Below are 23,563 nucleotides of genomic sequence, written 5' to 3'. Positions count from 1 at the left end.
CTCGCGGGGACGCGGTGGTCTCAGGGCCGCGGCAGCCGGGCGTGCCGGGGGTCGCGGGTGACGGGGGTGGCGCGCCGGGAGCGCCCCGGCACCGAGGACACGACGGACGGGGTGTCGGCACTGGCGCCGGAGGCGTCCAGCGCCCGGCGCAGGCCCGGGTCGACCCCGCGCAGCGCCGGCGCCCGGAACACCCGCGGTGCGGCCGCCCCGCAGTCGCCGCAGGTCACGGGGGCACCCGAGGCGCTCAGCGGGCGGATCCGGTCGAACTCCCCGCAGACGGGACAGCGGTGGGTGTAGGTGGGCACGGCCCCTCCGGGCGTCCGGAAATACTGTCAGATGGAAATATGTCCATCGGCAGTATGCGTGTCAACCCAGCAGCGCGAGCACGTCGAAGGAGAAGCCGTCGGCCCGGGCGAGGTAGACGTCCTGGCGCAGGTGCCCGGACCGCAGCGACACCGCGCCGCGCGGCCCGTCGAACCCGGTCTCGTCGGCCACGGCCAGCAGGGCGGGCGGGTCCAGCGAGCGCGCGCGGGCCGCGAGCCCGCCGAGCAGGGTGATGGCCTCGAAACAGGACTCGGCGAGCGCGCCCGGCACCGGCGCGGACGGGCCGAAGCGCGCGGCGTAGCGCCCGCTGAACTCCAGCGACGACGCCGTCGCCAGCGTCTCGAACCAGCCGGCGGCCGCGTACAGCTCGTGCGTGGCGTCCGCGCCCGAGGCGAGCAGCATGTTCTCGTCCATCAGCGGGGACAGCCGCACCCGGCTGCGGTCGGCCCCGGACGCGGCGAAGGCACGGTTGAACCGCACCGCGTCGGACCCGACGAGGAACATGAGCACGCCCTGCGCGCCCGAGCGCTGTGCCCGGGCCACGGCGGGGCCCGGGTCCTCGGCGCCCAGCGGGACGAAGACCTCGTCGAGGACCCGCACCTCCGGGCTCGTGCGGGCGAAGCGGCGCACCGCGCGCGCGGAGGCCCGCGGCCACACGTAGTCGTTGCCGACCACGCACCAGGTCCGCACGCCCAGCTCGGCGGCCATCCAGCGCAGTGCCGGCAGGACCTGGGTCTCGGGCGTCTCGCCGGTGAGGAACACCCCGGGCGTGGTCTCGCCGCCCTCGTAGAGCGGCGCGTAGACGTAGGGCACCCGGCCCGCGACGACCGGGGCGAGGGCCTGGCGCACGGCGGAGATGTGCCAGCCGGAGACGGCACCGACCCGCCCGGCGTCCAGCAGCGCGCCGACCTCCGCGGCGACGGCGGCGGGCTCGCGGCCGCCGTCGACCGGACGCAGCGACAGCTCGCGGCCCAGCACCCCGCCGGCCGCGTTCAGCTCGGCCGCGGCCAGGTCACCACAGGCCTCGCAGGCCGGCCCGAGTATCCCGGCGGGGCCGCTGCGGGGCACGACGAACGCGACCTCGAGCGGTGCCGCCGTCGCGCCCATGCCGGTCTCCCCCGGGGTACTGGAAGGTGACAGTGTTTACGATGACAGCGTCCACGTCACTCCCCTGTTCGCCGAAGGAGCACCCGTGACCGCCGACCCGGGCACCACGGCGTCCACCGTCACCGACGCCGTCGCCGTCCTCGGCCGCGCCGCACACCGGGTGGAACGGCGGATCGAGGCCGTGGTGCGCGGCCCCGAGGGCCCCGGTCTCGACGGCTGGCGGGTCCTCGACCTGCTCTCCGACGGCGCGGGCCACCCGATGTCGGAGATCGCGGCGCACGCGATGGTGCCCGCCCCGACCCTGACCAAGATCGTGGACCGGCTGGCCGACCGCGGGCTGGTCTACCGCCGTCCCGACGACGCCGACCGCCGCCGGGTGCTCGTCCTGCTCGCCGACCACGGCCGCGCCGAGCACGCCCGCCTCGCCCCGCGGGTCGCCGAGGTCGGCGCCGGCCTGGCCGCCGCGCTGGGCGACGACGCCGCCGCCGTCCTGGCCGCGCTGGAACGCCTGTAGCCCGGCCCGCGGGCCCCGCGCCCCCGCCGCGCGACCGGGCTCACGAGTCCTCCAGGTCCCCCTCCGACTCCAGGTACGCCCGGCGCAGCGCGTCGAGCGTGGCCTGCTCCGGGTGCTCCCAGAGGCCGCGGTCGACGGCCTCCAGGAGCCGCTCGGCCATGCCGTGCAGCGCCCACGGGTTGGACTCGGCGAGGAACTTGCGGTTCTCCGGGTCCAGCACGTACTCCGCGGTCAGCGTCTCGTACTGCCAGTCCGCGACGACGCCGGTCGTGGCGTCCCAGCCGAACAGGTAGTCCACCGTGGCCGCCATCTCGAAGGCGCCCTTGTAGCCGTGCCGGCGCATCGCGGCGATCCAGCGCGGGTTGACCACGCGGGCGCGGAACACCCGGGCGGTCTCCTCGTGCAGGCTGCGCGTGCGGACGGCCTCGGGGCGGGTGGAGTCGCCGACGTAGGCGGCCGGGGCGGTGCCGGTCAGCGCGCGCACCGTGGCGACCATGCCGCCGTGGTACTGGTAGTAGTCGTCGGAGTCGGCGATGTCGTGCTCGCGGGTGTCGATGTTCTTGGCCGCCACCGCGATCCGCCGGTAGGCCTGCTCCATGTCGTCGCGCGCCGGGACGCCGTCGAGGCCGCGGCCGTAGGCGTAGCCGCCCCAGGTCGAGTAGACCTCGGCGAGGTCGGCGTCGCCGCGCCAGTCCCGCGAGTCGACGAGCTGCAGCAGGCCCGCGCCGTAGGTGCCCGGCTTGGAGCCGAAGATCCGGGTGCGGGCGCGGCGTTCGTCGCCGGTGCGCTCCCGGTCGGCGAGCACGTGGGCGCGCACGAAGTTCTGCTCCGGGGGCTCGTCCAGCTCGGCGACGAGCTGCACCGCGTCGTCGAGCAGGGCCAGGACGTGCGGGAACGCGTCGCGGAAGAACCCGGAGATGCGCACGGTGACGTCGACCCGGGGCCGGCCCAGCTCCGCGAGCCCGATCACCTCGAGGTCGCGGACCCGGCGGCTCGCGTCGTCCCAGACCGGCCGGACGCCGAGCAGCGCGAACACCTCGGCGACGTCGTCGCCGGAGGTCCGCATGGCGCTGGTCCCCCACACGCTCAGGCCGACCGAGCGCGGGTACTCGCCGTGGTCGACGCGGTAGCGCTCCACCAGCGACTCCGCCATCGCCTGCCCGGTCTCCCAGGCCAGCTTCGACGGGACGGCCTTCGGGTCGACGGAGTAGAAGTTGCGCCCGGTCGGGAGCACGTTGACCAGCCCGCGCAGCGGCGAGCCGGACGGGCCGGCCGGGATGAAACCGCCGTCGAGGGCGTGCAGCACCCGGTCGAGCTCGTGGGCGGTGGCGTCGAGGCGGGGCACGACCTCCGTCGCGGCGAACCGGAGCACGGCCCCGACCGCGTCGACGTCGGCGCCCGGCAGGTCGCCCGCCGCCCCACCCTCCCGAGTGCTCCCAGGGGCACTCTTGGGGCTTAGAGCGCCACGAGAGTGCCCCTGGGAGCAGCCCGGGGCGGGGTTGGCGGGGGTGGCGGGGGTGACGGCGGCGGGCAGGTGCTCGGCGAGGACGGCGTCGACGGCGCCGGGGTCCCAGGCGCGGGACTCCATCGCGGCGCACAGGGCGCGCGCGACGCCCTCGACGGCGTCGGTGCGGGCGTTCGACTCCGAGCCGTCCTCGACCAGCCCGAGCGCCTGGCGCAGGCCGGGGACGGACTGCTCCCCGCCCCACATCTGCCGGGCCCGCAGCACGGCGAGGACCAGGTCGACCCGCTGCTCGCCGGCCGGGGCCTGGGCGAGCACGTGGAGGCCGTCGCGGATCTGGACGTCCTTGATCTCGCACAGCCAGCCGTCGACGTGCATGAGCATGTCGTCGAAGACGTCCTCGTCGGGGCGCTGCTCCAGGCCGAGGTCCTGGTGCATCTGGGCCGCGGTCATCAGCGTCCAGATCTGCTGGCGGATCGCGGGCAGCTTCGCCGGGTCGAGCGCGGAGATGTTGGCGTGCTCGTCGAGCAGCTGCTCCAGGCGGGCGATGTCGCCGTAGGACTCGGCGCGCGCCATCGGCGGGATGAGGTGGTCGACCAGGGTGGCGTGCGCCCGGCGCTTGGCCTGGGTGCCCTCGCCGGGGTCGTTGACCAGGAACGGGTAGATCAGCGGCAGGTCGCCGAGCACCGCGTCGGTCCCGCAGGACGCCGACATCCCCAGCGTCTTGCCCGGCAGCCACTCCAGGTTGCCGTGCTTGCCGATGTGCACGATCGCGTGCGCGCCGAAGCCGCCGTCGGACTCCGGGGCCGCCAGCCAGCGGTAGGCGCCGAGGTAGTGGTGCGACGGCGGCAGGTCCGGGTCGTGGTAGATCGCGACCGGGTTCTCGCCGAACCCGCGCGGCGGCTGCACGATCAGCACGACGTTCCCGCGGCGCAGCGCGGCGACGACGATGTCGCCGCCGTCGGTGTAGAGCGACCCGGGCGCCTCGCCCCAGTGCTCCTCGACGCCGTCGCGCAGGTCCGCGGGCAGCGTGGCGAACCAGCGGCGGTAGGTCTCGCCGGAGATGCGCACCGGGTTCCCGGCCAGCTTCTCCTCGGTGAGCCAGTCCGGGTCCTGCCCGCCGGCCTCGATGAGTGCGTGCATGAGCGCGTCGCCGTCGCCGGCCTCCACACCGGGGAACGCGTCGTCGCCGGAGGTCGCGACCGCGTACCCGGCCGCGGCCATCGTGCGCAGCAGCGCGACCGTCGAGGCCGGGGTGTCGAGCCCGACGGCGTTGCCGATGCGGGCGTGCTTGGTCGGGTACGCCGACAGCATCAGCACGATCTTCTTGTCCGCGTTCGGGATCCGGCGCAGCGCGGCGTGCGCGACGGCGATCCCGGCGACCCGCGCGGCCCGCTCTGGGTCGGGGACGTAGACCGAGAGGCCGTCGGCGTCGGTCTCCTTGAACGAGAACGGCACGGTGATCAGGCGGCCGTCGAACTCGGGCACCGCGACCTGGGTGGCGACGTCGAGCGGGGACAGCCCGTCGTCGTTGCCGGCCCAGGTGGCGCGCGAGCTGGTCAGGCACAGGCCCTGCAGGATCGGGACGTCGAGCGCGGCGAGCTCGGTGACGTCCCACTCCTCGTCCTCGCCGCCGGCCTGGGCGTGTGCGGGCTTCGTGCCGCCCGCGGCCAGCACCGTGACGACCAGCGCGTCGGCCCGGCGCAGGGTCGCGAGCAGCTCGGGCGGGGCCTGGCGCAGCGAGGCGCACCAGATCGGCAGCGGCCGGGCGCCCTTCGCCACGAGCTGCGCGCACAGCTCCGCGACGTAGGCGGTGTTCCCGGCGAGGAACTGGGCGCGGTAGAACAGCACCGCCACCGTGGGGCCGTCGCCCGTACCGGCGTCGTCGAGGGCCAGCTCGCCCCACTCGGGCAGCTCCACCGGGGGCGCGAAGCCCTCGCCGGTGAGCAGCACGGTGTCGGACAGGAACGCGTGCAGCTGCGCCAGGTTCTCCGTCCCGCCCTGGGCCAGGTAGGTGTGCGCCTGCGCCGCGACGCCCGCGGGCACCGAGGACAGCTCCATCATCTCCGCGTCGGGCGCCATCTCCCCGCCCAGGCAGACCAGGGGTGTCGCCCGGGTGCGCAGCAGGTCCAGGCCCTGCTCGAAGTAGCGGTAGCCGCCCAGCACCCGCACCACGACGACGTCCGCCGCGTCGGCCATCTCCACGAGCTCGTCGTGGGTGACCCGGTTGGGGTTGGCGAGGGCGTAGTCCGCGCCCGAGGCGCGGGCGGAGAGCAGGTCCGTGTCCGATGTGGACAGGAGTAGGGCGCGCGTCATCGGCGGACCTTCCTCGGGATCCTCGTCCCGGGTGGAGGTGGCGCGGCGGGCGGGCACAGTGTCTGGCTGCCCCCGCCGTGGCGGGGGATCACAGTGGCGGGACCGCGCCGGACTCGCACCGGCTTCCTGGAGTTCCGCTCGCCGTCTTCGGTTGTCGCCAGTCACTGTCGGTGGCGTCCCGGGGTCACGTCAAGGCGCGCTCGACCAGGGTGGTGATCCGCACGTGCGACGGCGTCGCGGGCGCCGAGCCGAAGCCGAACCGGACGGGCGGGGCGAGGGGTGCCAGCGCGCCGCAGTCCCCGCCGTCCCAGCGGGCGGTGGCGGCGGTGATCCGGTGCAGGTCCCGGGCCCCGTAGTACTCACGACGGCCGCCGCCCGCGCTGCCCACGGTGCGCACCCCGGGCTGGACCCGGGCCGCGAGCGGGTCGATCGCCCGCAGCCACCACGGGTGGGCGGCGAGCGGGCCGGGCACGGCACGCAGCAGCCACCCGAGCGCCGGGCGGGGCCCGACCCGCCACGTCACCTGCAGCGGGCCGGCCGCGACCCGGTACCGGTCGCCGTCGGCGGTGCGGGTCACCGGCACGACCCGGACCTCGTCGAAGGTGTAGGTGGCCGCGACGAACTCCGCGACCCGCTCCGAGGGGGCGAGCAGGGTGCGGTGCCCGCCCGCGGACTCGGTCATGACGTCGGTGAAGGGTCCCAGCGGGCTGCGCGGCCAGTGGCCGACCACGATGCGCCGGCCCGTGGTGGTGCCCAGCCCCGAGATCCATCCGTCGAAACGATCGGTCACCGGGCCGGGTACCCCCGGCCGCACCGGTCCCACACCGGCGGGGCCTCAGTCCAGCCGGCGGCCGTCCTGCGCGAACAGGTGGGTGCGCCCCGGGTCGGGCACGAGGTGCATCCCCGTCCCGCGCGCCGGGGGCCGGCGCCCGTCGACCCGGGCGACGACGGGGTGCTCGGCACCGTCGATGCGGGCGCGGCCGTGGACGTAGGCGTCCGCGCCGAGCTCCTCGACGAGGTCGACCTCCACCGGGATGCCGTCGTCGGCCGGGCGCAGGTCCTCGGGCCGGATCCCGACCGTGACCCTGTCCCCGGCCGCGTCCCGGGCCGCCCGCGGCACCGGCACGGTCACGCCGCCGAGCCGCACGCCGTCCGGGGTCACCGGCAGGGACAGCAGGTTCATCGCCGGGGACCCGATGAACCCGGCGACGAAGGCGTTCGCGGGGCGGGCGTACAGCTCGCCGGGCGCGGCGCACTGCTGGAGCAGACCGTCCTTGAGCACGGCGACGCGGTCGCCCATCGTCATGGCCTCGACCTGGTCGTGGGTGACGTAGACGGTGGTGACGCCGAGCCGGCGCTGCAGCGAGGCGATCTGGGTGCGGGTGGACACCCGCAGCTTCGCGTCCAGGTTCGACAGCGGCTCGTCCATGCAGAACACGGCGGGCTCGCGCACGATCGCGCGGCCCATCGCGACCCGCTGGCGCTGCCCGCCCGACAGCGCCTTCGGCCGGCGCCCCAGGTACGGCTCCAGGTCCAGGATCCGGCCGGCCTCGGCGACCCGGCGGGCGATCTCCGCCTTCCCGACCCCGGACATCCTCAGCGCGAAGCCCATGTTGTCCGCGACGGTCATGTGCGGGTAGAGCGCGTAGTTCTGGAACACCATCGCGATGTCGCGCTCGCGGGGCGCGACGCCGGTGACGTCGCGGTCCCCGATCCGGATGTGGCCGCCGTCGACGTCCTCCAGCCCGGCGAGCATCCGCAGCGAGGTCGTCTTCCCGCAGCCGGACGGGCCGACGAGGACGAGGAACTCGCCGTCGGTGATGTCGAGGTCGAGCGCGTCGACGGCCGCCCGGGGCGACCCCGGGTAACGGCGGGTCACCGCGTCGTAGGTCACGCCGGCCATGGGGGTGCTCCTCCGGGATCGGGGTCGGGCGGGGTCTCGCGGTACAGCTCGGGCCTGCGGTCGCGCAGGACGTGGTTGCGCGGGGTGAGGAACTTGTCCCGGGCCCGCGCCGGGTCCAGGACGGCGGTGAGCACCAGGGGTGCGTCCGCCGGCGGGCCCCCGGGGCCGGCGAGCACGTCACCGTCGGCGTCGGCGACGACGGGGGTGCCGAACCAGGCGACCTCCCGCTCGGTGCCGCAGCGGTCGGCGGCGACGACGTGCACCCGGTAGGCCCCGGCGACGGCACGGACCTTCGCGACCTCCAGCGGGTCCTGCCCGTCGGGCGTCGGGCGCCGCGGCCAGTTCACCGGGGCCGCGACGATCTCGGCGCCGTCCTCGGCGGCGCGGCGCACCCACTCCGGGAACTCCAGGTCGTAGCAGACCAGCGGGGCGATCCGGCCGGCCGCGGTGGCCACCACCGGGGGCGGCGCGGCACCGGGGGTGAACAGCTCCCGCTCGCGGTCCCAGAGGTGGGCCTTGCGGTAGGAGGCGCGTAGCACCCCGTCCTCGACGACGACGGCGGAGTTGTACACCCGGCCGTCGTCGCCGAGCTCGGCCAGACCGGCCACGACGACGCATCCCAGGTCCCCCGACAGCGCCGCGAACCGCCCGACGGTCGGGCCGTCGAGCGGCTCGGCGGCGGCGCGGGCCTCGGCGGCGTCGTGGAAGGCGTACCCGCACACCGTCAGCTCGGGCAGCACGGCCAGCCGCGCGCCGCGCCCGGCCGCCTCCCGCACCGCGCGCTGCGCGAGCGCCGGGTCCGGGGCGTCGATCCGGGCGGGGATCCGGCAGGCCGCCACCGTCACCGGTCCGTCGCTGGACACCGGGCCCCCTCAGTCGTCCTGGGCGGCGAGGGCGAGGACCGCGGCGGGCGCGAGGCAGCCGTCGGCGTCGAGCACCCGGCCACGCCCGCGGGCGCCGGCCACGACCTCGCCGGACCACTCGGTGCGGACGCGGCCGTCCCCGCCGGTGACCACCAGCAGCTCGCCGGTTCCCGGGGTCGCCGACCGGCCGCCGCCGGCGTCGAGCAGGGTGATCGCGCGCCAGGCCCCCGGCGGCACCGAGAGCGTGTCCCGCGGGCCGAGCTCGACGGTGCGCGCGTCGTCGCCGGTGTTGAGCCGGACCGCCCAGCGCCCGGCCTTGACCGTCAGCACCTGCGTGGCGTGGTGGCGGTGGGTGAGCACCCCGTCGCCGGGCAGCGCCCGCAGCCACGCCAGTGCGAAGCCGTGCGGGTCGGTCAGCCGCGGCACGGCGGCCCGGTTCTCCACCGTGCCCCAGCCGATCACCGGCGCCAGCTCCGCCCCGCCGCCGGGCAGCCGCGAGCACAGGTAGGGCTCCTCGACCCAGGGCCGGTCGGCGGCGGTCACGACCCGTCCCCGGAACTGCTCGGGGGTGTAGACGGCGAGCCGGTCGATCTCGGCCTGCGCCATCGGCTCGATCAGGGCGACGCCCTCGGGCAGCTCGTCGCCGGCGACGGTGTCGACCAGCCGGTTGTCCGCGGTCAGGTACAGGCCGTGCCCGGCGGCGTCGCGCAGCACGGTCGGTCCCCAGATGATGCCGCCGGTGTCGTCGCGGCCCAGCACGGTGAGCAGGATGCCGTCGTCGCCGCCGGTGTTGGTGAAGCCGCGGAAGATCCACGGCGGGACCGAGACGACGTCGCCGTCGACGCTGCGCCGGGTGCCCTGGGTGCCGTCCGGTCCCCAGCGCAGCTCGTAGTCCCCGTCGAGGTTGACGAACACCTCGGCCGTGAAGTGCAGGTGCAGGCTGTTCGTGGTGCCGTGCGGCATGCCCGCCGCACCGAGGTTGAAGCCGTGCGGCTCGCGCAGGTTGACGTGTTGGGACGCGTTCTGCGTGACCCCGGGACCGATGAAGGAGTAGTTGTCCTTGCGGTCCGAGCCGGGGGTGCGGCAGTCGATGAACGCGGCCTTGCACGGGACCCAGTCCGCGTGCCGGACGGTGCGCCGGACGATCTCGTCCGCGCTGACCACCGTGTCGTGCATGTCGGTGCTCCCGATCATCGGTCAGTAGATGTTGGTGTCGGTGAAGGTCTCGGTCCGGCCGGCGTCGATCTGGGCGCGCAGCGCGATCTCGTCGAACACCCGGACCTCCTTGACGATCCGGCCGCCCTGCACGAGGAACTGCGAGACGCCGAGCAGCTCGACCTCGCCGCCGGTCAGCGGGCCGAAGGCCGGGGTGCCGCGGTAGGTCCCGCGCAGCACCCAGGTCACGGCGACGCGCAGCCCGGCGTAGCGCTCGGCGAAGTTGGTCTGGACGTCACGGACCTCGAACCGGGCGTCCGGGAACGGCGCGACGAGCGCGAGCAGGTCGCGCTGGTAGCCGTCCGGGCGCACGACGGTCTGGTCGCCGACGGTGTGCAGGAACAGGTCACGGTGCATGTAGTCGGTGACCTTCTGGTAGCGCCGGGAGTTCCAGACCTCCTCGATGAACTCCAGCACCGTCTCGCACTCGGGCCGGAAGTCGTCCGGCCGCGGGCCGCTGTCGCCGGCGGCGAGCACGTCCTTGGGGGGCTGCTCGGTCATCGAGCCCTCATAGCCGCGGAAGCGCTGCGCCCGGGCCGCCTCGGCCGGGTCGATGCCCTGCTGCAGGCAGCTCGCGAGCTCGTCGCGCACGACCCACTCCTCCACCATGCGGCCCCGCCGGTAGAGGCAGTTGGCGATGGTGCGCTTGCGGATCCGCTTCACGACGCCGTCGACGAGGATCTCGTCGGCGGAGAAGACCAGGTGCGAGCTGAGGAACGCGTCGTCGCCGCGGGCCTCCCACACCACGTCCTCGGCCTGGCCGACGTGCTGCGGGGTGCCCGCGATGCGCATCAGGCTGCCCTCGATCACCCCGTCGCGGCCGATCACGGTGCCGAGCCCGCCGTGCACGATCGAGTCCGGCTCGTAGTTGTCGACGATGTAGGACACGTCGCGCTGGACCCAGATCCGGTCGGTCACCTCGCGGATGAAGTCGTCCGGGTCGTCGTAGGGCTCGTATGCGACCGGGTCGAGTGCCATGGTCGTCCTTCCGCGTCGGGGTCCGTGACGACGACTGTATGCGTATGCACAGACGTCGACAAGGGCCCGCCCGGGATTTCCGGGAACGGGACGCTCAGGCCCGGGGTGCGCCGACGGTCGAGCGGGCGACGTAGTGCGTCGGGTACACGACGTGGCGCGCCGCGGCGCCGGGGTCGGTCAGGCGGGCCACGACCAGCCGCGCGGACTCGCGGGCGACCTCGTCGAGGTCGTAGGCGACCGTGCTGAGCCGGACCAGCGCCCAGCGGGAGGTCGGCAGGTCGTCGAAGCCGACGACCGAGGTGTGCTCGGGCACCGGGACGCCCGCCTCGGCCGCCGCGTCGAGCGCCCCGAGCGCGACGACGTCGTTGCCGCACATCAGCAGGGTCGGCCCGCCGGCCCGCTCGTGCAGCGTCCGGAACCCCTCCCGGCCGGTGGCGAAGTCGAACGGGCCGTGCAGGACGTCGCGCTGGGCCAGCGCCAGGCCGTGCTCGTCGAGCACCGAGCGCACGACCTGCTCGCGCAGCTCACCGGTGCTGGTGTTGCGCGGTCCGAAGATCGCCCCGATGCGCGTGTGCCCCAGCGCGACGGCCGCGTCGACCACCTCGCGCACGCCCTGCTCGGGGTCGACGGTCACGGCGTCGGCGGCCACGCTCGGCGCGGTCCGGTTGAGGTAGACGAACGGCACGCCCCGGTCGCGCAGCCGCGCGGGCTGGATCGAGTCGACGGTGGTCGTGGACAGCACCACCCCGGCCAGGCCGTGCGCGGCGACCCGTTCGGGCAGCGGGGCGGTCCCGGCCGACTCGGTGATCAGCACGAGCTCGTGCCCGAGGCGTTCCAGCTCGTGGTGCAGCGGGCCGATCATGTTCGCGTAGAACTGGTTCTCCAGGTCCGCGACGACCAGCCCGATCCGGTTCGACCGGCCCACCGACAGCGCGCGCCCGATCGCGTTGGTCGAGTACCCGAGCGCCAGGGCCGCCTCGCGGACCTTGCGCTTGGTCGAGTCGGACACCCGGGGGTGGTCGGTCAGCGCACGCGACACCGTCGGCTGCGAGACCCCGGCGAGCCTCGCCACGTCGCGACTGGTGACCATCTCCGCCCTTTCCCCGACCGGCCGTCGAGCCTAGTCGGCACCCGGCCACCCCCTTGACAGCGGCGCGCCGCCGCCGTTCACTCCTCAACCGAGCGCATACGTATGCTACCAAGAGAGGGCGGTATGACGCAGGAACTCAAGAGTGCGACGGGGTCGGCCCCGCGCCGCAGCGACGCGGGCGTGGCCGAGCGGGTCCGGGCGATCGTGGACGACGTGCGGACGCGCGGCGACGACGCGGTGCGGGACCACGCGGACCGGTTCGACGGACGGGCACCGGAGACCCTGACCCCCGAGCGGGTCGAGGAGCTGGTCGGCTCGCTGCCCGCCCAGGTGGTCGACGACATCCGGTTCGTGCAGGAGCAGGTCCGCACCTTCGCGCGCGTGCAGCGGGACTCGCTGCACGACGTCGAGGTCGAGACGCTGCCCGGCGTCGTCCTCGGGCACCGGCACGTCCCGGTCGGCTCGGCGGGCGCCTACGTCCCGGGCGGTCGCTACCCGCTGACCGCCTCGGCGCACATGACGATCGTGACCGCGAAGGCGGCCGGGGTGCCGCACGTGGTGGCGTGCACCCCGCCGATCCGCGGCGAGGTCCCGGCCGCGACGGTCGCCGCGATGCACCTGGCGGGCGCCGACGAGATCCACGTGCTCGGCGGGGTGCAGGCCGTCGCGGCGATGGCGCTGGGCACCGCGTCGGTCACCGCGGTCGACATGCTGGCCGGGCCGGGCAACGCCTACGTCGCCGAGGCCAAGCGGCAGCTGTTCGGCGAGGTCGGCATCGACCTGTTCGCCGGGCCCACCGAGATCCTGGTGGTCGCCGACGACACCGCCGACCCGCTGACCGTGGCGGTCGACCTGCTCTCGCAGGCCGAGCACGGCCCGGACTCCCCCGCCGTGCTCGTGACCACCTCGGCGGCGCTGGGCCGGGCGGTGCTGGAGCTGGTCGAGCGGCTGCTGCCGGGACTGCCGACGAACGACCTGGCCGGGCCGGCCTGGCGCGACCACGGCCGCGTCGTGGTCTGCGACGACGCCGAGCAGATGTGGCGGGTCGCCGACGACCTCGCCGCCGAGCACGTCCAGGTGTTCACCGCGCAGCCGCGCGAGGCCCTGGACCGGATGCGCAACTACGGGGCGCTGTTCCTCGGGGAGGACACCTGCGTCTCCTACGGCGACAAGGTGATCGGCACCAACCATGTGCTGCCCACCCTGGGTGCGGCGCGCTACACCGGTGGGCTGTGGGTCGGGAAGTACCTCAAGACGTGCACCTACCAGGAGGTCCGCGACCCGGCGGCGAGCGCCGAGCTCGGCCGGGTGTGCGGGCGGGCGTCGCGCGTCGAGCTGTTCGAGGGCCACGCCCGCTCCGGGGACCTGCGGGCCTGGCGCCACGGCGGGGACCGGTTCGGCTGGCTGGACGCGGTCTTGCCGGCCGGGAGCCCGGCGGCGGGGTCGTGAGCGCCCCGGTCACGGGGCGCACCGCGCTGGTGACCGGCGGCGGCAGCGGGCTGGGTGCGGCGATCGCGTCGCACCTGGCCCGCGCCGGAGCCCGGGTCGTGCTGGCCGGGCGGCGCGCCGACGTGCTCGCCGCGACCGCGGAGCGGATCGGGCCCGCCGCCCGCGCCGAGATGTGCGACGTCGCCGACCCGGCCTCGGTCGACGACCTGGCGGACCGGCTGGCTGGCGAGGAGGTCTCGGTCGTCGTCAACAACGCCGGGATCGCCGGACCGGTCGCCCCGCTGGTCGAGGTGACCCCGCGGGAGTGGGACGAGGTGTTCGCGGTCAACGTGCGCGGCACCTTCCTGGTGTGCCGGGCGTTCCTGCCGCCGATGCTGGCCCGCGGCGACGGCGACGTGATCAACGTGGCCTCGGTGTCGGGGAAGCGGCCGCTGACCCGGCGCACGCCGTACTGCGCGTCGAAGACGGCGGTGCTCGGGCTGACCTCGACGCTCGCGTTCGAGGCCGGCCCGGCCGGGGTGCGGGTGAACGCGCTGTCCCCCGGCCCCGTCGAGGGCGAGCGGATGGACCGCAACTTCGCCCTGGAGGCGCAGCGCACCGGGACCGACGTCGCGTCGGCCCGGGCGGCGTTCGTGGGCCGCGCCGCGCTCGGCCGCATGATCACCGCCGACGAGGTGGGCGCGGCCGTCGTCGCGATGCTCGCGATGCCGGGGCTCTCCGGCGCCGACGTCGACCTGTCCGCCGGGATGATCGCGTGAGGGCGCGGGTCGCCGCCGGGGTACGGCTGTCCGGGGCGCTGGTGCGGATGCCGTGCGAGGAGATCGTGGAGATGCTCGCCGTCGCCGGGCTGGACTTCGTGCTCGTCGACTGCGAGCACGGCCCGGACGACGTCGGGATGCTGCGCACCCACGTCGCACACGCCGACGCGCACGGCCTGCCGGTGCTGGTGCGGCCCGGGGAGGGCGAGCACCGCCTCGCCCAGCGCGCCCTCGACCAGGGCGCCCGCGGGATCGTCGCACCGCACGTGGAGGACGCCGAGGAGGCCGCGGCCCTGGTGCGGGCGCTGCGGTACCCGCCGCACGGCACCCGGGGGTTCGCGACGTACCCGCGGGCGGGCCGCTTCGGCAGCGTCACCGCCGACGAGCACCGCGCCGCCGCCGGGGACGTGCTGGTGCTGGCCATGCTCGAGTCGCCCGGCGCGGTCGCGCGGGCCGGGGAGATCGTCGCCGTCGACGGGATCGACGGATACCTCGTCGGGGTCGCGGACCTGGGTGCCTCGCGCACCGCCACCGACCCGCCTGTCGCGGAGCTGCTGGCCGCGGTGCGCGCCGACCCGGCCGTGCGGGGCGCCGTGCGGGCCGACCTGGCGGTGTCGGCGGAGGCGGCCGCGGCGTCGTTCGCCGGCGGGGCGCAGCTGGTGGTCCACAACCTGACCGCGGTGATGATGACGGCGTTCCGCGGGCTCGCCGCCGCGACGGCCTGACCCCGGCGTCCCGGGCGCCCCACACCGACACACGACACCCGGCCCCGGCCCGGCGGCGCGACGCCCCGGCGCCGGGGCTGCGTCGCGTCCGCCCGCCGAGGGCCGCGCGCTGATCCGCGGACCGCGCCCCGGCGCCACGCCTCACCGCCGCCACTCACCGGCGACGGCGCACTGATCCGGCGCTCGCTGATCCGGCGCACGCACGCTGATCCGGCGCACGCACGCGCAGCAGCACGCGCGGACACCCGATCACCGCGCGAGCTCCGACGTGGCGAGCGGACCCGTGATCACCGGCACCGACGCCGGCCTCACCGCCTCCACCCACCCGCGACCACGCGCAGATCCGCAGACCGCGCGCAGATCCGGCGCTCGCACGCGCTGATGCGCGCGCACGCTCCCGATCACCGCGCGGACACCCGATCACCGCGCGAACACTCGATCACCGCGCAAGCACCGGATCACTGCGCGGGCTCCGACGTGGCGGGCGAACCCGTGATCACCGGACAGGCTCGGAGCGGTGAGCGGACCCGTGACCACCGGGTGGGGCCGGCGCGGCGGACGGGTCCGGTGCCGGGCCGGGGGACCGCGCGTGCACGTCGGCCATCCACTGCCCCATCAGCGTGGCCACCGTGTCCGGGGCCTCGACCGGGAGCAGGTGCCCGGCGCCGGGGAGCACGTGCAGCCGGGCACCGGGGACGAGGTCGGCGATCTCGGTGTGCCGCCCGGGCGGGCAGAGCCGGTCGTGCTCCCCGGCGAGCACCAGGGTCGGCACCGCGACGGCGGCCAGGGCCGGGCGCTCGTCGACCCGGGTGGCCTGCAGCCGCAGCTGTGCCGCGAGCCGCCGCTCCCCCGTCTCGTCGGCCATCGCCAGCGCGAGGTCGTCGTGGGCGTGGTCGTGCAGGAGCACGTCGAGGGGCTGCAGGTCGCGCGCCGGAGCGCCGTCGTCGAGACGGGTGAGGGCCGCCGCCCAGCCGGCGCGCTGCCCGGGGGTGGGCGCACGGGCGCTGGTCGCCGCCAGGCACAGTCCGGCGACCCGCTCCGGGGCCCGCCGGGCCAGCGCCATCGCCACGATCCCGCCCAGGCTCAGCCCGGCCAGGGCGAACCGCGCGGGCAGGACGGCGAGCAGCGCGTCGACCTGCTCGTCGAGGCCGGGCCGGTCCAGCACCGGGTGCAGCGCGCCGTCGCCCGCCGGGCCCCACAGCCGGGCCGAGCAGTTCATGCCCGGCAGCAGGACCAGCGGCGGCGGCGCGGGCACGGTCAGCCCTTGACCGACCCGGCGCCCAGCCCGGCGACCAGGTAGCGCTGGGCGACGAAGGCGAACCCGACGACCGGCAGCGTCAGCAGGATCGCCGCGGCGCCGGCCTGCTGCAGCATCGGCAGCGTCTGGCCCAGCTGGGTGGCGATGAAGACCGGCACGGTGCGGGCGACGACGTCGGTGAGCACGTTGGCCGTCAGGTACTCCTGGAACGCGAACAGGAACATGAAGATCCCCGCGGTCAGGATGCCCGGTCCCATCAGCGGCACCATGACCCGCCACAGGATCTGGAAGCGGCTGCAGCCGTCGAGCATCGCGGCCTCGTCGAGCTCCTTGGGGATCTCGGCGAAGAAGTTGCGCAGCAGCCAGATCGAGAACGGCTGGTTGATCGCCACCAGGGCGGCGGCGACGGCGAAGGTGGTGTCGTAGATCCCCAGCGAGCGCGACAGCTCGTACATCGGCAGCACCACCGCGAACCGGGGCAGCGCGCGGAAGATCAGCGCCGCGATGAGCAGCGAGACCGACACCCAGCCCGGGTAGCGCGACAGCGCGTAGGCCGCCGGGATGCCGATCAGCAGCGCGACCACCGTGCTGATCAGCGCGACGACCAGCGTGTTGAGCAGGTAGCGGTAGAACTCGGTGGTCTGCCACAGGTCGACGAACGCGGTGAACGTCGGCGTCCAGGTGAACACCGGCGGGTCGAGGAACGCGACGTCGGTCGGCTTGGTCACCGACATCGCCGTCCACAGCACCGGGCTCAGCATCACCCAGCACACGAGGAGCAGCAGCCCGCCGACCAGGACGGTGCGGCCGCGCGGGCGACGGCGGGCCGGGGCGGGGACGTCGTCGCCGGACGGGCCGGAGGTGGTCGCCGGTGGGGCGGTCTGCACGGTGCTCACTGGCGGGCCTCCTTGGCCATGTCCCGGATGAACGGGGAGAGGAGCAGCACGATCAGGACGATGAGCAGCACGTTGATCGCACTGCCCAGGCCGAGCTGCTGGCCGCCGTCCTGGAAGGCGATGTTGTAGATGTAGAGCATGATCGACTCGTTGCCGATCTGCGGTGCCTGCGGCGAGAGCGGGACGAGCTGGTCGAACGTCCGGAGCACGTCCATGATCGAGATGATCGAGACGAAGGTCAGGACGCCGCGGATGCTCGGCACGATCACGTGCCAGTGCACCCGCCAGCCGGTCGCGCCGTCGATGCGTGCGGCCTCCACGATCTCCTCCGGCACGCCCTGCAGCCCGGCCAGGATCACGAGCATCGCGAACGGCAGCATGAACCAGACCGTGTTCAGCCCGATCATGACCCGGTTCGCCCACGGCTCGGTGAACCAGAGGATCTCCGCCCCGGTCAGCTCGGTGATCAGGTAGTTCACGACGCCGCCGAAGTTCGAGTCGAACAGCCAGGAGAACATCGTGGCGCCGACGACGTTGGGGACCACGTAGGACACCAGCAGCACGCCCAGCACCCAGGGCCGGGACCGCCCGAGCCCGTTGACGAGCACGGCGAGCAGGTAGCCGCCGACCAGCAGGACCGCGACGACGGCGACGGTCAGGCCGACGGTGAACAGCACCGCCCGTCCGAGCCGCGGGTCGGACAGGGCCTGGGTGTAGTTGTCCAGGCCGAGGAAGGTGCCGGGTTCGCCGTAGTCGACCCGCTGCAGGCTCCACTCCACGGTCTTGTAGAGCGGGAACAGCAGCAGGCCGAGCATCACCAGCAGGCTCGGGGAGACCAGTCCCAGGAACTCGCGCCTGCGCATGATCGCCTCACCTCGCTCTCGTGGGTGGTGGGAAGGGGGTCAGCGCCGGTACCCGGCGACGATCGCGGTGGCGATCTCCTGCATCCGCCGCTGGCCGTCCGGGATCGTGGTGCGCCCGGCCAGCACGTCGGCGACGACCGGGCGGGTGTCGTTGCTGATGCGCGAGGTCCACGGGAACGGCTCCGGCGGCGACGCCCGGCCGATCGCCTCGAGCTGCGCGGCGGCGAACGGGCTGCTCGCCGGCGTCACCATGCCCTCGCGGGCCGGGAACGCCGCCGGCACCGCGGCCCGCGACGACTCCTCCCCCACCGACGCGGCGATCAGCCGGAACAGCAGGTCCTTGTCCACCTCGGTGTTCTCCGGGATGGCCCAGCCGTCGACGGACAGGGTGTTGTAGAGGACGTTCCCACCGGCCACCGACGGCGGCGGCGCGAACGCGAAGTCCGCGGCGAACCGGCTGTTCGCCGGCCGGGTGAGGTCCAGCATCCGGCCGCTGAACATGATCGCGATGGCGGCCGAGCCGTTGTACATCTGCTGCTGCACCGCGGGCTGGGCGAACGTCGTGACCTGCGGATCCATCAGCGGCAGCAGCGAGCGCAGCTCGGTGAACGCCCGGGCCGCGGCCGGGGTGTCGAAGTTCGGGCGGCCGGTGTCGCGGTCGACGTAGTCGGTGCCGAGCGAGCCCAGTGCCGCGTCGTAGGCCGTCGCGACGTCCGAGCTCGCCAGCAGCGGCAGCGCCAGCGGGTAGCGGATGCCGCCGTCGCGCTGGATCCGCCCGGCGACCTCGCGCAGCTCGGCGAAGGTGCGCGGCGGGGTGAGCCCGAGGCGGTCGAACACGTCGCGCCGGTAGGCCATGACGAAGGTCTGGGCCTGCATCGGGATGCCGTAGAGCTTCCCGTCGTAGGACAGCGCCTCGCGCATCTGCGGGTTGAGCCGGTCGAGCCCGGTCTGCGCGCCGTAGCGGGCCATCAGGTCGTCGAGCGGGTGCAGCGTGCCGGTGGAGGCCTGCTGCGGGACGACGAAGCCGTAGGTCTCGAGGATGTCGTAGGTGCCGTAGCGCCCGGCGAGCGTCGCCGTGGCCTTCTGCGACTGGCCCGCGTAGTCGACCGGCTCGTGGTGCAGGGTGACGCCGTCGCGCGAGCAGCTGCGCACCATCGAGTTGGTGAACGGGTCGATCGCCGAGGAGTTGTAGGCCAGCACGTTCACGTCCACCGACGACGGTGGCGGCGGGAAGTCGCACGGGACGAGCGTGGCGGTGGCGGCGGGTGTCCGCGACCCGGCGCCGCAGCCGGCCAGCAGCAGCGCGACGGCGAGCCCGAGCGCGACCACGAGCGGGCGGGCGCCGCGGGCCGTCGCGGCGCGACCGGCGTACATACGCATGTCCGGTCAGCCCCGGACCGCGTCGAGCCGGATGCGGGCGCTGTCGCGGTGCCCGACGAGCTGCTCGAAGTCCGACACGGTGACGGTCGGCTCGGCCTGGGCGCGGGTCGCCCCGCGGGTCGCACGCTGGTAGGTCAGCTGCTTGAGGAACCCCGCCACCGACAGCCCGCCGGTGTAGCGGGCGCCGCGCATCGTCGGCAGGACGTGGTTGGTGCCCGACATGCCCTTGTCCGCGTAGGCGACCGTCGAGTGCGGCCCCAGGAACAGCGACCCGTAGCTGCGCAGCCGCCCGAGCCACCAGTCGAGGTCCTCGGCGATCACCTCGAGGTGCTCCGGGGCGAGGGTGTCCATGACCCGGGCGAGGGTCTCGCGGTCCTCGGCCAGGTAGACCGTGCCGTGGTCGCGCCAGGCGGCCCCGGCGATCCCGGCCGTCGCGAGCCCCGCGAGCTGCTTCTCGATCTCGCGCGGGACCTCCTCGGCCAGCCGCTCGGACGTGGTGCCCAGCGAGGCGGGCGAGGTCGGGCCGTGCTCGGCCTGGGCCAGCAGGTCCGCGGCGACCACGGCGGCGTCGGCGGTGTCGTCGGCGATCACCGCGACCTCCGACGGCCCGGCCAGGACGTCGATGCCGACCTGCCCGTAGAGCTGGCGCTTGGCCTCGGCCACGTAGGCGTTGCCCGCGCCGACCAGCATGTCGGCAGGGGTGCCGTCGAGCAGCCCGAAGGCCATCGCGGCGAGCGCCTGCACGCCCCCGACGGCGTACACCGCGTCGGCGCCGCTGACGTGCGCCGCGTAGAGCACCGCCGGGTGCGCCCGCCCGTCCCGCGACGGCGGTGTGGCCGCGACGATGTTCGGGACGCCGGCCACGCCGGCCACGCCGACCGTCATGAACGCGCCCGCCAGCAGCGGGAACCGTCCCGCGGGCAGGTAGGCGCCGACGTTCTCGACCGGGACGAAGCGCTGCCCGCAGACCACGCCGGGGACGACCTCGTCCTCGAAGTCCTGCAGGCGCGCGCGCTGCATCCCCGCGAAGCGCCGGGTCCGCTCCGCGCCCGCGTCGAGCGCCGCACGCAGGTCCGCGGGCAGCTCGTCGCCGGCCCGGGCGAGGTCGGCCGGCCCGACGAGCAGGTCGGTGCCGGTGAAGCCGTCGAGCTCGCGGGCGTAGCGCAGCACCGCGTCCATCCCGCCGCGCGCGATCGCGCCCAGCATCTCCGAGACGGTGGCGACCACGGCGGGGTCGCGCAGGTCCGCGCTGTCGACGACGACCGGCGCCTTCGCCACGGTGACGGGCGACCCGATGCGCCGGAGGTCCGCTTCAGTGAGATGCATACGCATACACTACGAGTCGCGGGCCGGGCGTGACAAGAGGCCGGGTGCGGTCCGGCGGGCTCAGCGCACCGGCCGGTACTCCGCGACGATCGCCGTCGCGATCTCCTGCATCCGCTGCTGTCCCTGCTCCACGGGGACGCGCCCGGCGAGCACGTCGGCCACCACCGGCCGGGTCGCGACCGAGATCCGCGAGGTCCACGGGTAGGGCTCCGGCGGCGGCGCCTTGCCCAGCGCCTCGAGCTGGGCGGGGGCGAACGGGCTGCTCGCCGGCGTCACGCTCCCCAGCCGCGACGGGAACGCCGCGGGCACCGCGGCCCGCGCGGACTCCGGGCTCACCGAGGCGGCCAGGAAGCGGAACAGCAGGTCCGGGTCGACCTCGGTGTTGGCCGGGATGGCCCAGCCGTCGACCGACAGCGAGTTGTAGAGCACGTCGCCGCCGGCCACCGACGGCGGCGGGGCGAAGGCGAACTCGCGGGCGAAGCGGCTGTTGCGCTCCTGGACCAGGTCGAACATCCGGCCGCTGTACATGATCGCGATCGCCGCGGAGCCGTTGTACATCTGCTGCTGCACCGCGGGCTGGGCGAACGTCGTGACCTGCGGGTCCATGAACGGCAGCAGCGAGCGCAGCTCGGTGAACGCCCGCGCCGCGGCCGGCGTGGTGAAGTTCGGGCGGCCGGTGTCGCGGTCCACCAGGTCGGTGCCCAGCGAGCCGAGCGCGGCGTCGTAGGCGGTGGCGATGTCGGCGCTCGCGAGCAGCGGCAGCGCCAGCGGGTAGCGGATCCCGCCGTCGCGCTGCACGCGGGCCGCGACCTCGCGCAGCTCGGCGAACGTGCGCGGCGGGGTGAGCCCGAGCCGGTCGAACACGTCGCGCCGGTACACCAGGGTGAACGGCTGGGCCATGGTCGGCAGGCCGTAGAGCTTCCCGTCGAAGGACAGCGCGGCGAGCATCTCCGGGCTCAGCCGGTCCAGGCCGTACTCGTCGCGGTAGCGGGCGACGAGGTCGTCGAGCGGGCGCAGCTTTCCGGTCGAGGCGAACTGCGGGACGACCAGCCCGTAGGTCTCCACGATGTCGTAGGTGCCGTAGCGCCCGGCCAGGGTGGCGATCGTCTTCTGCGTCTGCCCGGCGAAGTCGATCGGCTCGTGGCGCAGGGTCACGCCGTCGCGGGAGCAGCTGCGCACCATCGTGTTGGTGAACGGGTCGACCGCGGAGGAGTTGTAGGCCAGCACCCGCACGTCCAGGCTCTGCGCGGGCGGCGGGAAGTCGCAGGGCACGAGCGTCGCCGTCGCGGCCGGGGTGCGCGAGCCCGCGCCGCAGCCCGCGAGGAGCAGGGCCAGCGCGGCGAGCACCGCCGCGACGGTCCGGTGGGGGCCACGTCCGGTGCGCACCGGACCATCAGAACCGATCGGACCCCGCTCGGCCACTCGTCGCCGCCGGGGCCGAGCCGCCGGCCCGGCCGAGGTCGCGGGCCTGCAGCGCCAGCCACAGCTCGTGTCGGTCCTGCGCCGAGGACAGCCGCCGACCGCTGACCCGCTCCGCGGCCTCGACCCGGTGGCGCACGGTGTGGCGGTGCACCCCCAGCGCGGACGCCGTCCGGGATGCACCAAGGATGGGCCGTTGCGGGAGCTCACCGGGACGGATTGCCTACAGGTTCGCACGGTACCCGGGTGACCGCATCACATGCTCCAGGTCACCCCGCAGGACTGCCAGGTCGGCGCGCTGACCGAGTACCTGCGCCGGGACTGACCGCTCGTCCTCCAATGCAGCGAGGACGACGTGCTCGATTCCGAGCACGTCACCGGCGTGCTCACGGGCCAGCTCCTCTGCACGACAGAGGATCTCCCTGAGCCGCGGGGTCACGGGCGGCGGGTCGGTGCTCATCGGACGGGCAGCGACTTCCGCTCGAAGGCCGGGGGTCCCCGACGATGACCTCGCAGCGCCACGCGGTGCCCCGAGAGGCGACGCAGATCTCGCCGTCACGGGCGGCGGCACGGAACCCGGCGCCGGAAATCCACGGCGTCATCGCCATGCTCGGCGCAGCGACCGGGCGGCTCGCTGCCCGTTGAGGTGCTGCGGTGGTGACGCCCACGGTGGTTAGGGTCAGGCCGCCGGCGAAGGCGGTGGCGGCGGCCCAGTCACGGTTACGCATGTTCGCTCCGCGCGTTGGGAGCATACGACGCTAGACCAGATGTACCGGACAAGCGACTTGCTCAGCCCTTGTCGGTTGGCCCGCCCTCGTGCAGCGAGCGATCTCGCTATACCGCGACGCGAGGATCGGGCGACGTCATCTGACCGCTTCGGGCCGGCTTGAACGAGCTCCAACACTCGCCGTCGCAACGGCCGGTACCCCTCCGGGTGGCGCAGCCCGACGTCGACGACACGGTCCGCACGTGATCCCGCGATCAGCAGCAGCCGAGCCGGGCGCCGCCGGCACCGATCCGGGCCGGGCCCCGCAAATCGGTCCTCGGCCTCCAGGTCCGGCCCGATGGGGTTCCAGTTGCCACTCCGGCCCTCTTTCTTCGCTTCACACCACGGCGGGCCCGTCCGCAGTCACCGGGACGCATTCCGCAGATGGGATACGCGCTACCGGGACACTGGAGCACACGCGAGATCTCCACGCCGGAGAGCCCGAGTTCGTCGCGGCAATGACCCGCCGCGGCGTCCCGGACGCGAAGTCCGCGGGACCTCATCCACGAATGCGAGATCACCCCCGCATTCCGTCGTCAATCACGCTTCCGCAGCACAGAGTTCCGGACCGCCGGTCCGCTACCGGTCACGCTCGCCGGCCTTCCACCGCCGGATCGCGTCCCGCATCCCCGACAGCGGGTCAGCCTGCCGCAGCCGGTGCTCCGCCTGGAGCTGCTCCGTCCGCCGCCGCTGCTGCTCGTGCAGCTCAGCCAGGTAGGCCCGCCCCTCGTCGGTCGGCCAGCCGTCCGCGTCCACCAGTCCGTACCGGCGGAGCCAGCGGAGCGCCTGCCGCGGCTGCGACCCCGGCGCCTGCCCGCCCTCGACGAGGCGGTGCAGCGTCACCCGCTGGAGAGGTGTGAGGTCCACGCCCTCGATCGTGGCGCAGCAAGTAGCGGCACCGCCACCGGGCGTCCAACCGGTGCGGCGCACGGTCGAGCCCCGCGCCGAACC

At 74.7% G+C, this 23,563-nt stretch carries 22 protein-coding genes and 1 riboswitch; of the genes, 4 read left to right on the top strand and 18 right to left on the bottom strand.

The features are described 5' to 3' along the window. Positions 1-20: 20 nt before the first annotated feature. Together WJX68_RS03510 and WJX68_RS03505 are read right to left on the bottom strand one after the other, a co-directional pair. Positions 21-305, bottom strand: coding sequence for an FmdB family zinc ribbon protein (locus WJX68_RS03510; protein ID WP_340286101.1), 285 nt, complete (start codon positions 303-305; stop codon positions 21-23). A 61-nt stretch (positions 306-366) separates the two neighbouring features. Next, a complete protein-coding gene (locus WJX68_RS03505; RefSeq protein ID WP_340286100.1) occupies positions 367-1,431 on the bottom strand; it encodes a substrate-binding domain-containing protein in 1,065 nt (354 codons plus the stop codon). An 85-nt stretch (positions 1,432-1,516) separates the two neighbouring features. Between WJX68_RS03505 and WJX68_RS03500 the strand changes: the two genes are divergently transcribed. Then, positions 1,517-1,945: a MarR family winged helix-turn-helix transcriptional regulator gene (locus WJX68_RS03500; protein ID WP_340286099.1), complete on the top strand. Its 429-nt coding sequence runs from the start codon at positions 1,517-1,519 to the stop codon at positions 1,943-1,945. 40 nt (positions 1,946-1,985) lie between these two features. Here the strand turns inward: WJX68_RS03500 and cobN are convergent, their stop codons facing one another. The 7 genes from cobN to WJX68_RS03465 form a co-directional block, all read right to left on the bottom strand. Then, positions 1,986-5,723 (bottom strand): cobaltochelatase subunit CobN, encoded by a 3,738-nt coding sequence (gene cobN / locus WJX68_RS03495; RefSeq protein ID WP_340286098.1) that lies wholly within the window; start codon positions 5,721-5,723, stop codon positions 1,986-1,988. A 56-nt stretch (positions 5,724-5,779) separates the two neighbouring features. Next, positions 5,780-5,852: riboswitch (cobalamin riboswitch) on the bottom strand. 55 nt (positions 5,853-5,907) lie between these two features. Further along, complete coding sequence (locus WJX68_RS03490) at positions 5,908-6,513, bottom strand: hypothetical protein (protein WP_340286097.1); 606 nt, start codon at positions 6,511-6,513, stop codon at positions 5,908-5,910. Between the two features lie 45 nt (positions 6,514-6,558). Then, complete coding sequence (locus WJX68_RS03485) at positions 6,559-7,626, bottom strand: ABC transporter ATP-binding protein (protein ID WP_340286096.1); 1,068 nt, start codon at positions 7,624-7,626, stop codon at positions 6,559-6,561. Beyond that, positions 7,614-8,489: a nitrilase-related carbon-nitrogen hydrolase gene (locus tag WJX68_RS03480; RefSeq protein WP_340286095.1), complete on the bottom strand. Its 876-nt coding sequence runs from the start codon at positions 8,487-8,489 to the stop codon at positions 7,614-7,616. Before WJX68_RS03480 ends, WJX68_RS03485 begins: the two co-directional genes overlap by 13 nt. 9 nt (positions 8,490-8,498) lie before the next feature. Then, positions 8,499-9,683, bottom strand: coding sequence for a cupin domain-containing protein (locus WJX68_RS03475; RefSeq protein WP_340286094.1), 1,185 nt, complete (start codon positions 9,681-9,683; stop codon positions 8,499-8,501). 3 nt (positions 9,684-9,686) lie between these two features. Next, positions 9,687-10,682: a nuclear transport factor 2 family protein gene (locus tag WJX68_RS03470; protein ID WP_340286093.1), complete on the bottom strand. Its 996-nt coding sequence runs from the start codon at positions 10,680-10,682 to the stop codon at positions 9,687-9,689. Positions 10,683-10,776: 94 nt separating this feature from the next. Next, entirely contained in the window at positions 10,777-11,772 is a 996-nt protein-coding gene (locus WJX68_RS03465; protein ID WP_340286092.1) for a LacI family DNA-binding transcriptional regulator, read from the bottom strand. Between the two features lie 123 nt (positions 11,773-11,895). Here WJX68_RS03465 and hisD (WJX68_RS03460) point away from each other — a divergent pair, with 123 nt between their 5' ends. Genes hisD (WJX68_RS03460) through WJX68_RS03450 form a run of 3 tightly spaced genes read left to right on the top strand, consistent with a single transcriptional unit; the run spans position 11,896 to position 14,704 of the window. Next, positions 11,896-13,221 (top strand): histidinol dehydrogenase, encoded by a 1,326-nt coding sequence (hisD, locus tag WJX68_RS03460; protein ID WP_340286091.1) that lies wholly within the window; start codon positions 11,896-11,898, stop codon positions 13,219-13,221. Then, on the top strand, positions 13,218-13,979 hold the full coding sequence (locus WJX68_RS03455; protein ID WP_340286090.1) for an SDR family NAD(P)-dependent oxidoreductase: 762 nt from the start codon (positions 13,218-13,220) through the stop codon (positions 13,977-13,979). The genes hisD (WJX68_RS03460) and WJX68_RS03455 overlap by 4 nt, the downstream gene beginning before the upstream one ends. Continuing rightward, the gene (locus tag WJX68_RS03450; RefSeq protein ID WP_340286089.1) at positions 13,976-14,704 is read left to right on the top strand and encodes an HpcH/HpaI aldolase family protein; all 729 of its coding nucleotides are present in this window, start codon (positions 13,976-13,978) and stop codon (positions 14,702-14,704) included. Before WJX68_RS03455 ends, WJX68_RS03450 begins: the two co-directional genes overlap by 4 nt. A gap of 496 nt (positions 14,705-15,200) precedes the next feature. Here WJX68_RS03450 and WJX68_RS03445 read toward each other — a convergent pair whose 3' ends face one another. From WJX68_RS03445 to WJX68_RS03415, 9 genes are all read right to left on the bottom strand, one after another. Next, entirely contained in the window at positions 15,201-15,959 is a 759-nt protein-coding gene (locus WJX68_RS03445; protein ID WP_422785644.1) for an alpha/beta fold hydrolase, read from the bottom strand. Between the two features lie 2 nt (positions 15,960-15,961). Continuing rightward, on the bottom strand, positions 15,962-16,858 hold the full coding sequence (locus WJX68_RS03440) for a carbohydrate ABC transporter permease (RefSeq protein WP_422785643.1): 897 nt from the start codon (positions 16,856-16,858) through the stop codon (positions 15,962-15,964). Further along, positions 16,855-17,721, bottom strand: coding sequence for a carbohydrate ABC transporter permease (locus WJX68_RS03435; protein WP_340286088.1), 867 nt, complete (start codon positions 17,719-17,721; stop codon positions 16,855-16,857). Before WJX68_RS03435 ends, WJX68_RS03440 begins: the two co-directional genes overlap by 4 nt. A 39-nt stretch (positions 17,722-17,760) precedes the next feature. Beyond that, entirely contained in the window at positions 17,761-19,101 is a 1,341-nt protein-coding gene (locus tag WJX68_RS03430; RefSeq protein WP_340286087.1) for an ABC transporter substrate-binding protein, read from the bottom strand. 6 nt (positions 19,102-19,107) lie between these two features. Beyond that, the gene (gene hisD, locus WJX68_RS03425) at positions 19,108-20,427 is read right to left on the bottom strand and encodes a histidinol dehydrogenase (RefSeq protein WP_340286086.1); all 1,320 of its coding nucleotides are present in this window, start codon (positions 20,425-20,427) and stop codon (positions 19,108-19,110) included. Between the two features lie 60 nt (positions 20,428-20,487). Beyond that, entirely contained in the window at positions 20,488-21,813 is a 1,326-nt protein-coding gene (locus WJX68_RS03420; protein ID WP_340286085.1) for an ABC transporter substrate-binding protein, read from the bottom strand. A gap of 7 nt (positions 21,814-21,820) precedes the next feature. Continuing rightward, positions 21,821-22,036, bottom strand: a complete 216-nt coding sequence (locus WJX68_RS25205; protein WP_422785650.1) for a helix-turn-helix domain-containing protein — start codon at positions 22,034-22,036, stop codon at positions 21,821-21,823. 33 nt (positions 22,037-22,069) lie between these two features. Further along, positions 22,070-22,306, bottom strand: a complete 237-nt coding sequence (locus WJX68_RS25200; protein WP_422785642.1) for a Clp protease N-terminal domain-containing protein — start codon at positions 22,304-22,306, stop codon at positions 22,070-22,072. Between the two features lie 885 nt (positions 22,307-23,191). Next, entirely contained in the window at positions 23,192-23,479 is a 288-nt protein-coding gene (locus WJX68_RS03415) for a hypothetical protein (RefSeq protein WP_340286084.1), read from the bottom strand. Positions 23,480-23,563 lie beyond the last annotated feature (84 nt).

It is taken from the genome of Pseudonocardia spirodelae (assembly GCF_037727765.1).
GTDB lineage: Bacteria > Actinomycetota > Actinomycetes > Mycobacteriales > Pseudonocardiaceae > Pseudonocardia > Pseudonocardia spirodelae.
This window is presented reverse-complemented; position numbering and strand designations above follow the sequence as displayed.

Bases quoted from the DNA above. Each gene is read 5' to 3' on its own strand.
- WJX68_RS03505 (WP_340286100.1), bottom strand. From the start codon at position 1,431: ATGGGCGCGACGGCGGCACCGCTCGAGGTCGCGTTCGTCGTGCCCCGC.
- cobN (WP_340286098.1), bottom strand. From the start codon at position 5,723: ATGACGCGCGCCCTACTCCTGTCCACATCGGACACGGACCTGCTCTCC.
- WJX68_RS03485 (WP_340286096.1), bottom strand. From the start codon at position 7,626: ATGGCCGGCGTGACCTACGACGCGGTGACCCGCCGTTACCCGGGGTCG.
- WJX68_RS03475 (WP_340286094.1), bottom strand. From the start codon at position 9,683: ATGATCGGGAGCACCGACATGCACGACACGGTGGTCAGCGCGGACGAG.
- WJX68_RS03470 (WP_340286093.1), bottom strand. From the start codon at position 10,682: ATGGCACTCGACCCGGTCGCATACGAGCCCTACGACGACCCGGACGAC.
- WJX68_RS03465 (WP_340286092.1), bottom strand. From the start codon at position 11,772: ATGGTCACCAGTCGCGACGTGGCGAGGCTCGCCGGGGTCTCGCAGCCG.
- hisD (WP_340286091.1), top strand. From the start codon at position 11,896: ATGACGCAGGAACTCAAGAGTGCGACGGGGTCGGCCCCGCGCCGCAGC.
- WJX68_RS03435 (WP_340286088.1), bottom strand. From the start codon at position 17,721: ATGCGCAGGCGCGAGTTCCTGGGACTGGTCTCCCCGAGCCTGCTGGTG.
- WJX68_RS03430 (WP_340286087.1), bottom strand. From the start codon at position 19,101: ATGCGTATGTACGCCGGTCGCGCCGCGACGGCCCGCGGCGCCCGCCCG.
- hisD (WP_340286086.1), bottom strand. From the start codon at position 20,427: ATGCATCTCACTGAAGCGGACCTCCGGCGCATCGGGTCGCCCGTCACC.
- WJX68_RS25200 (WP_422785642.1), bottom strand. From the start codon at position 22,306: ATGAGCACCGACCCGCCGCCCGTGACCCCGCGGCTCAGGGAGATCCTC.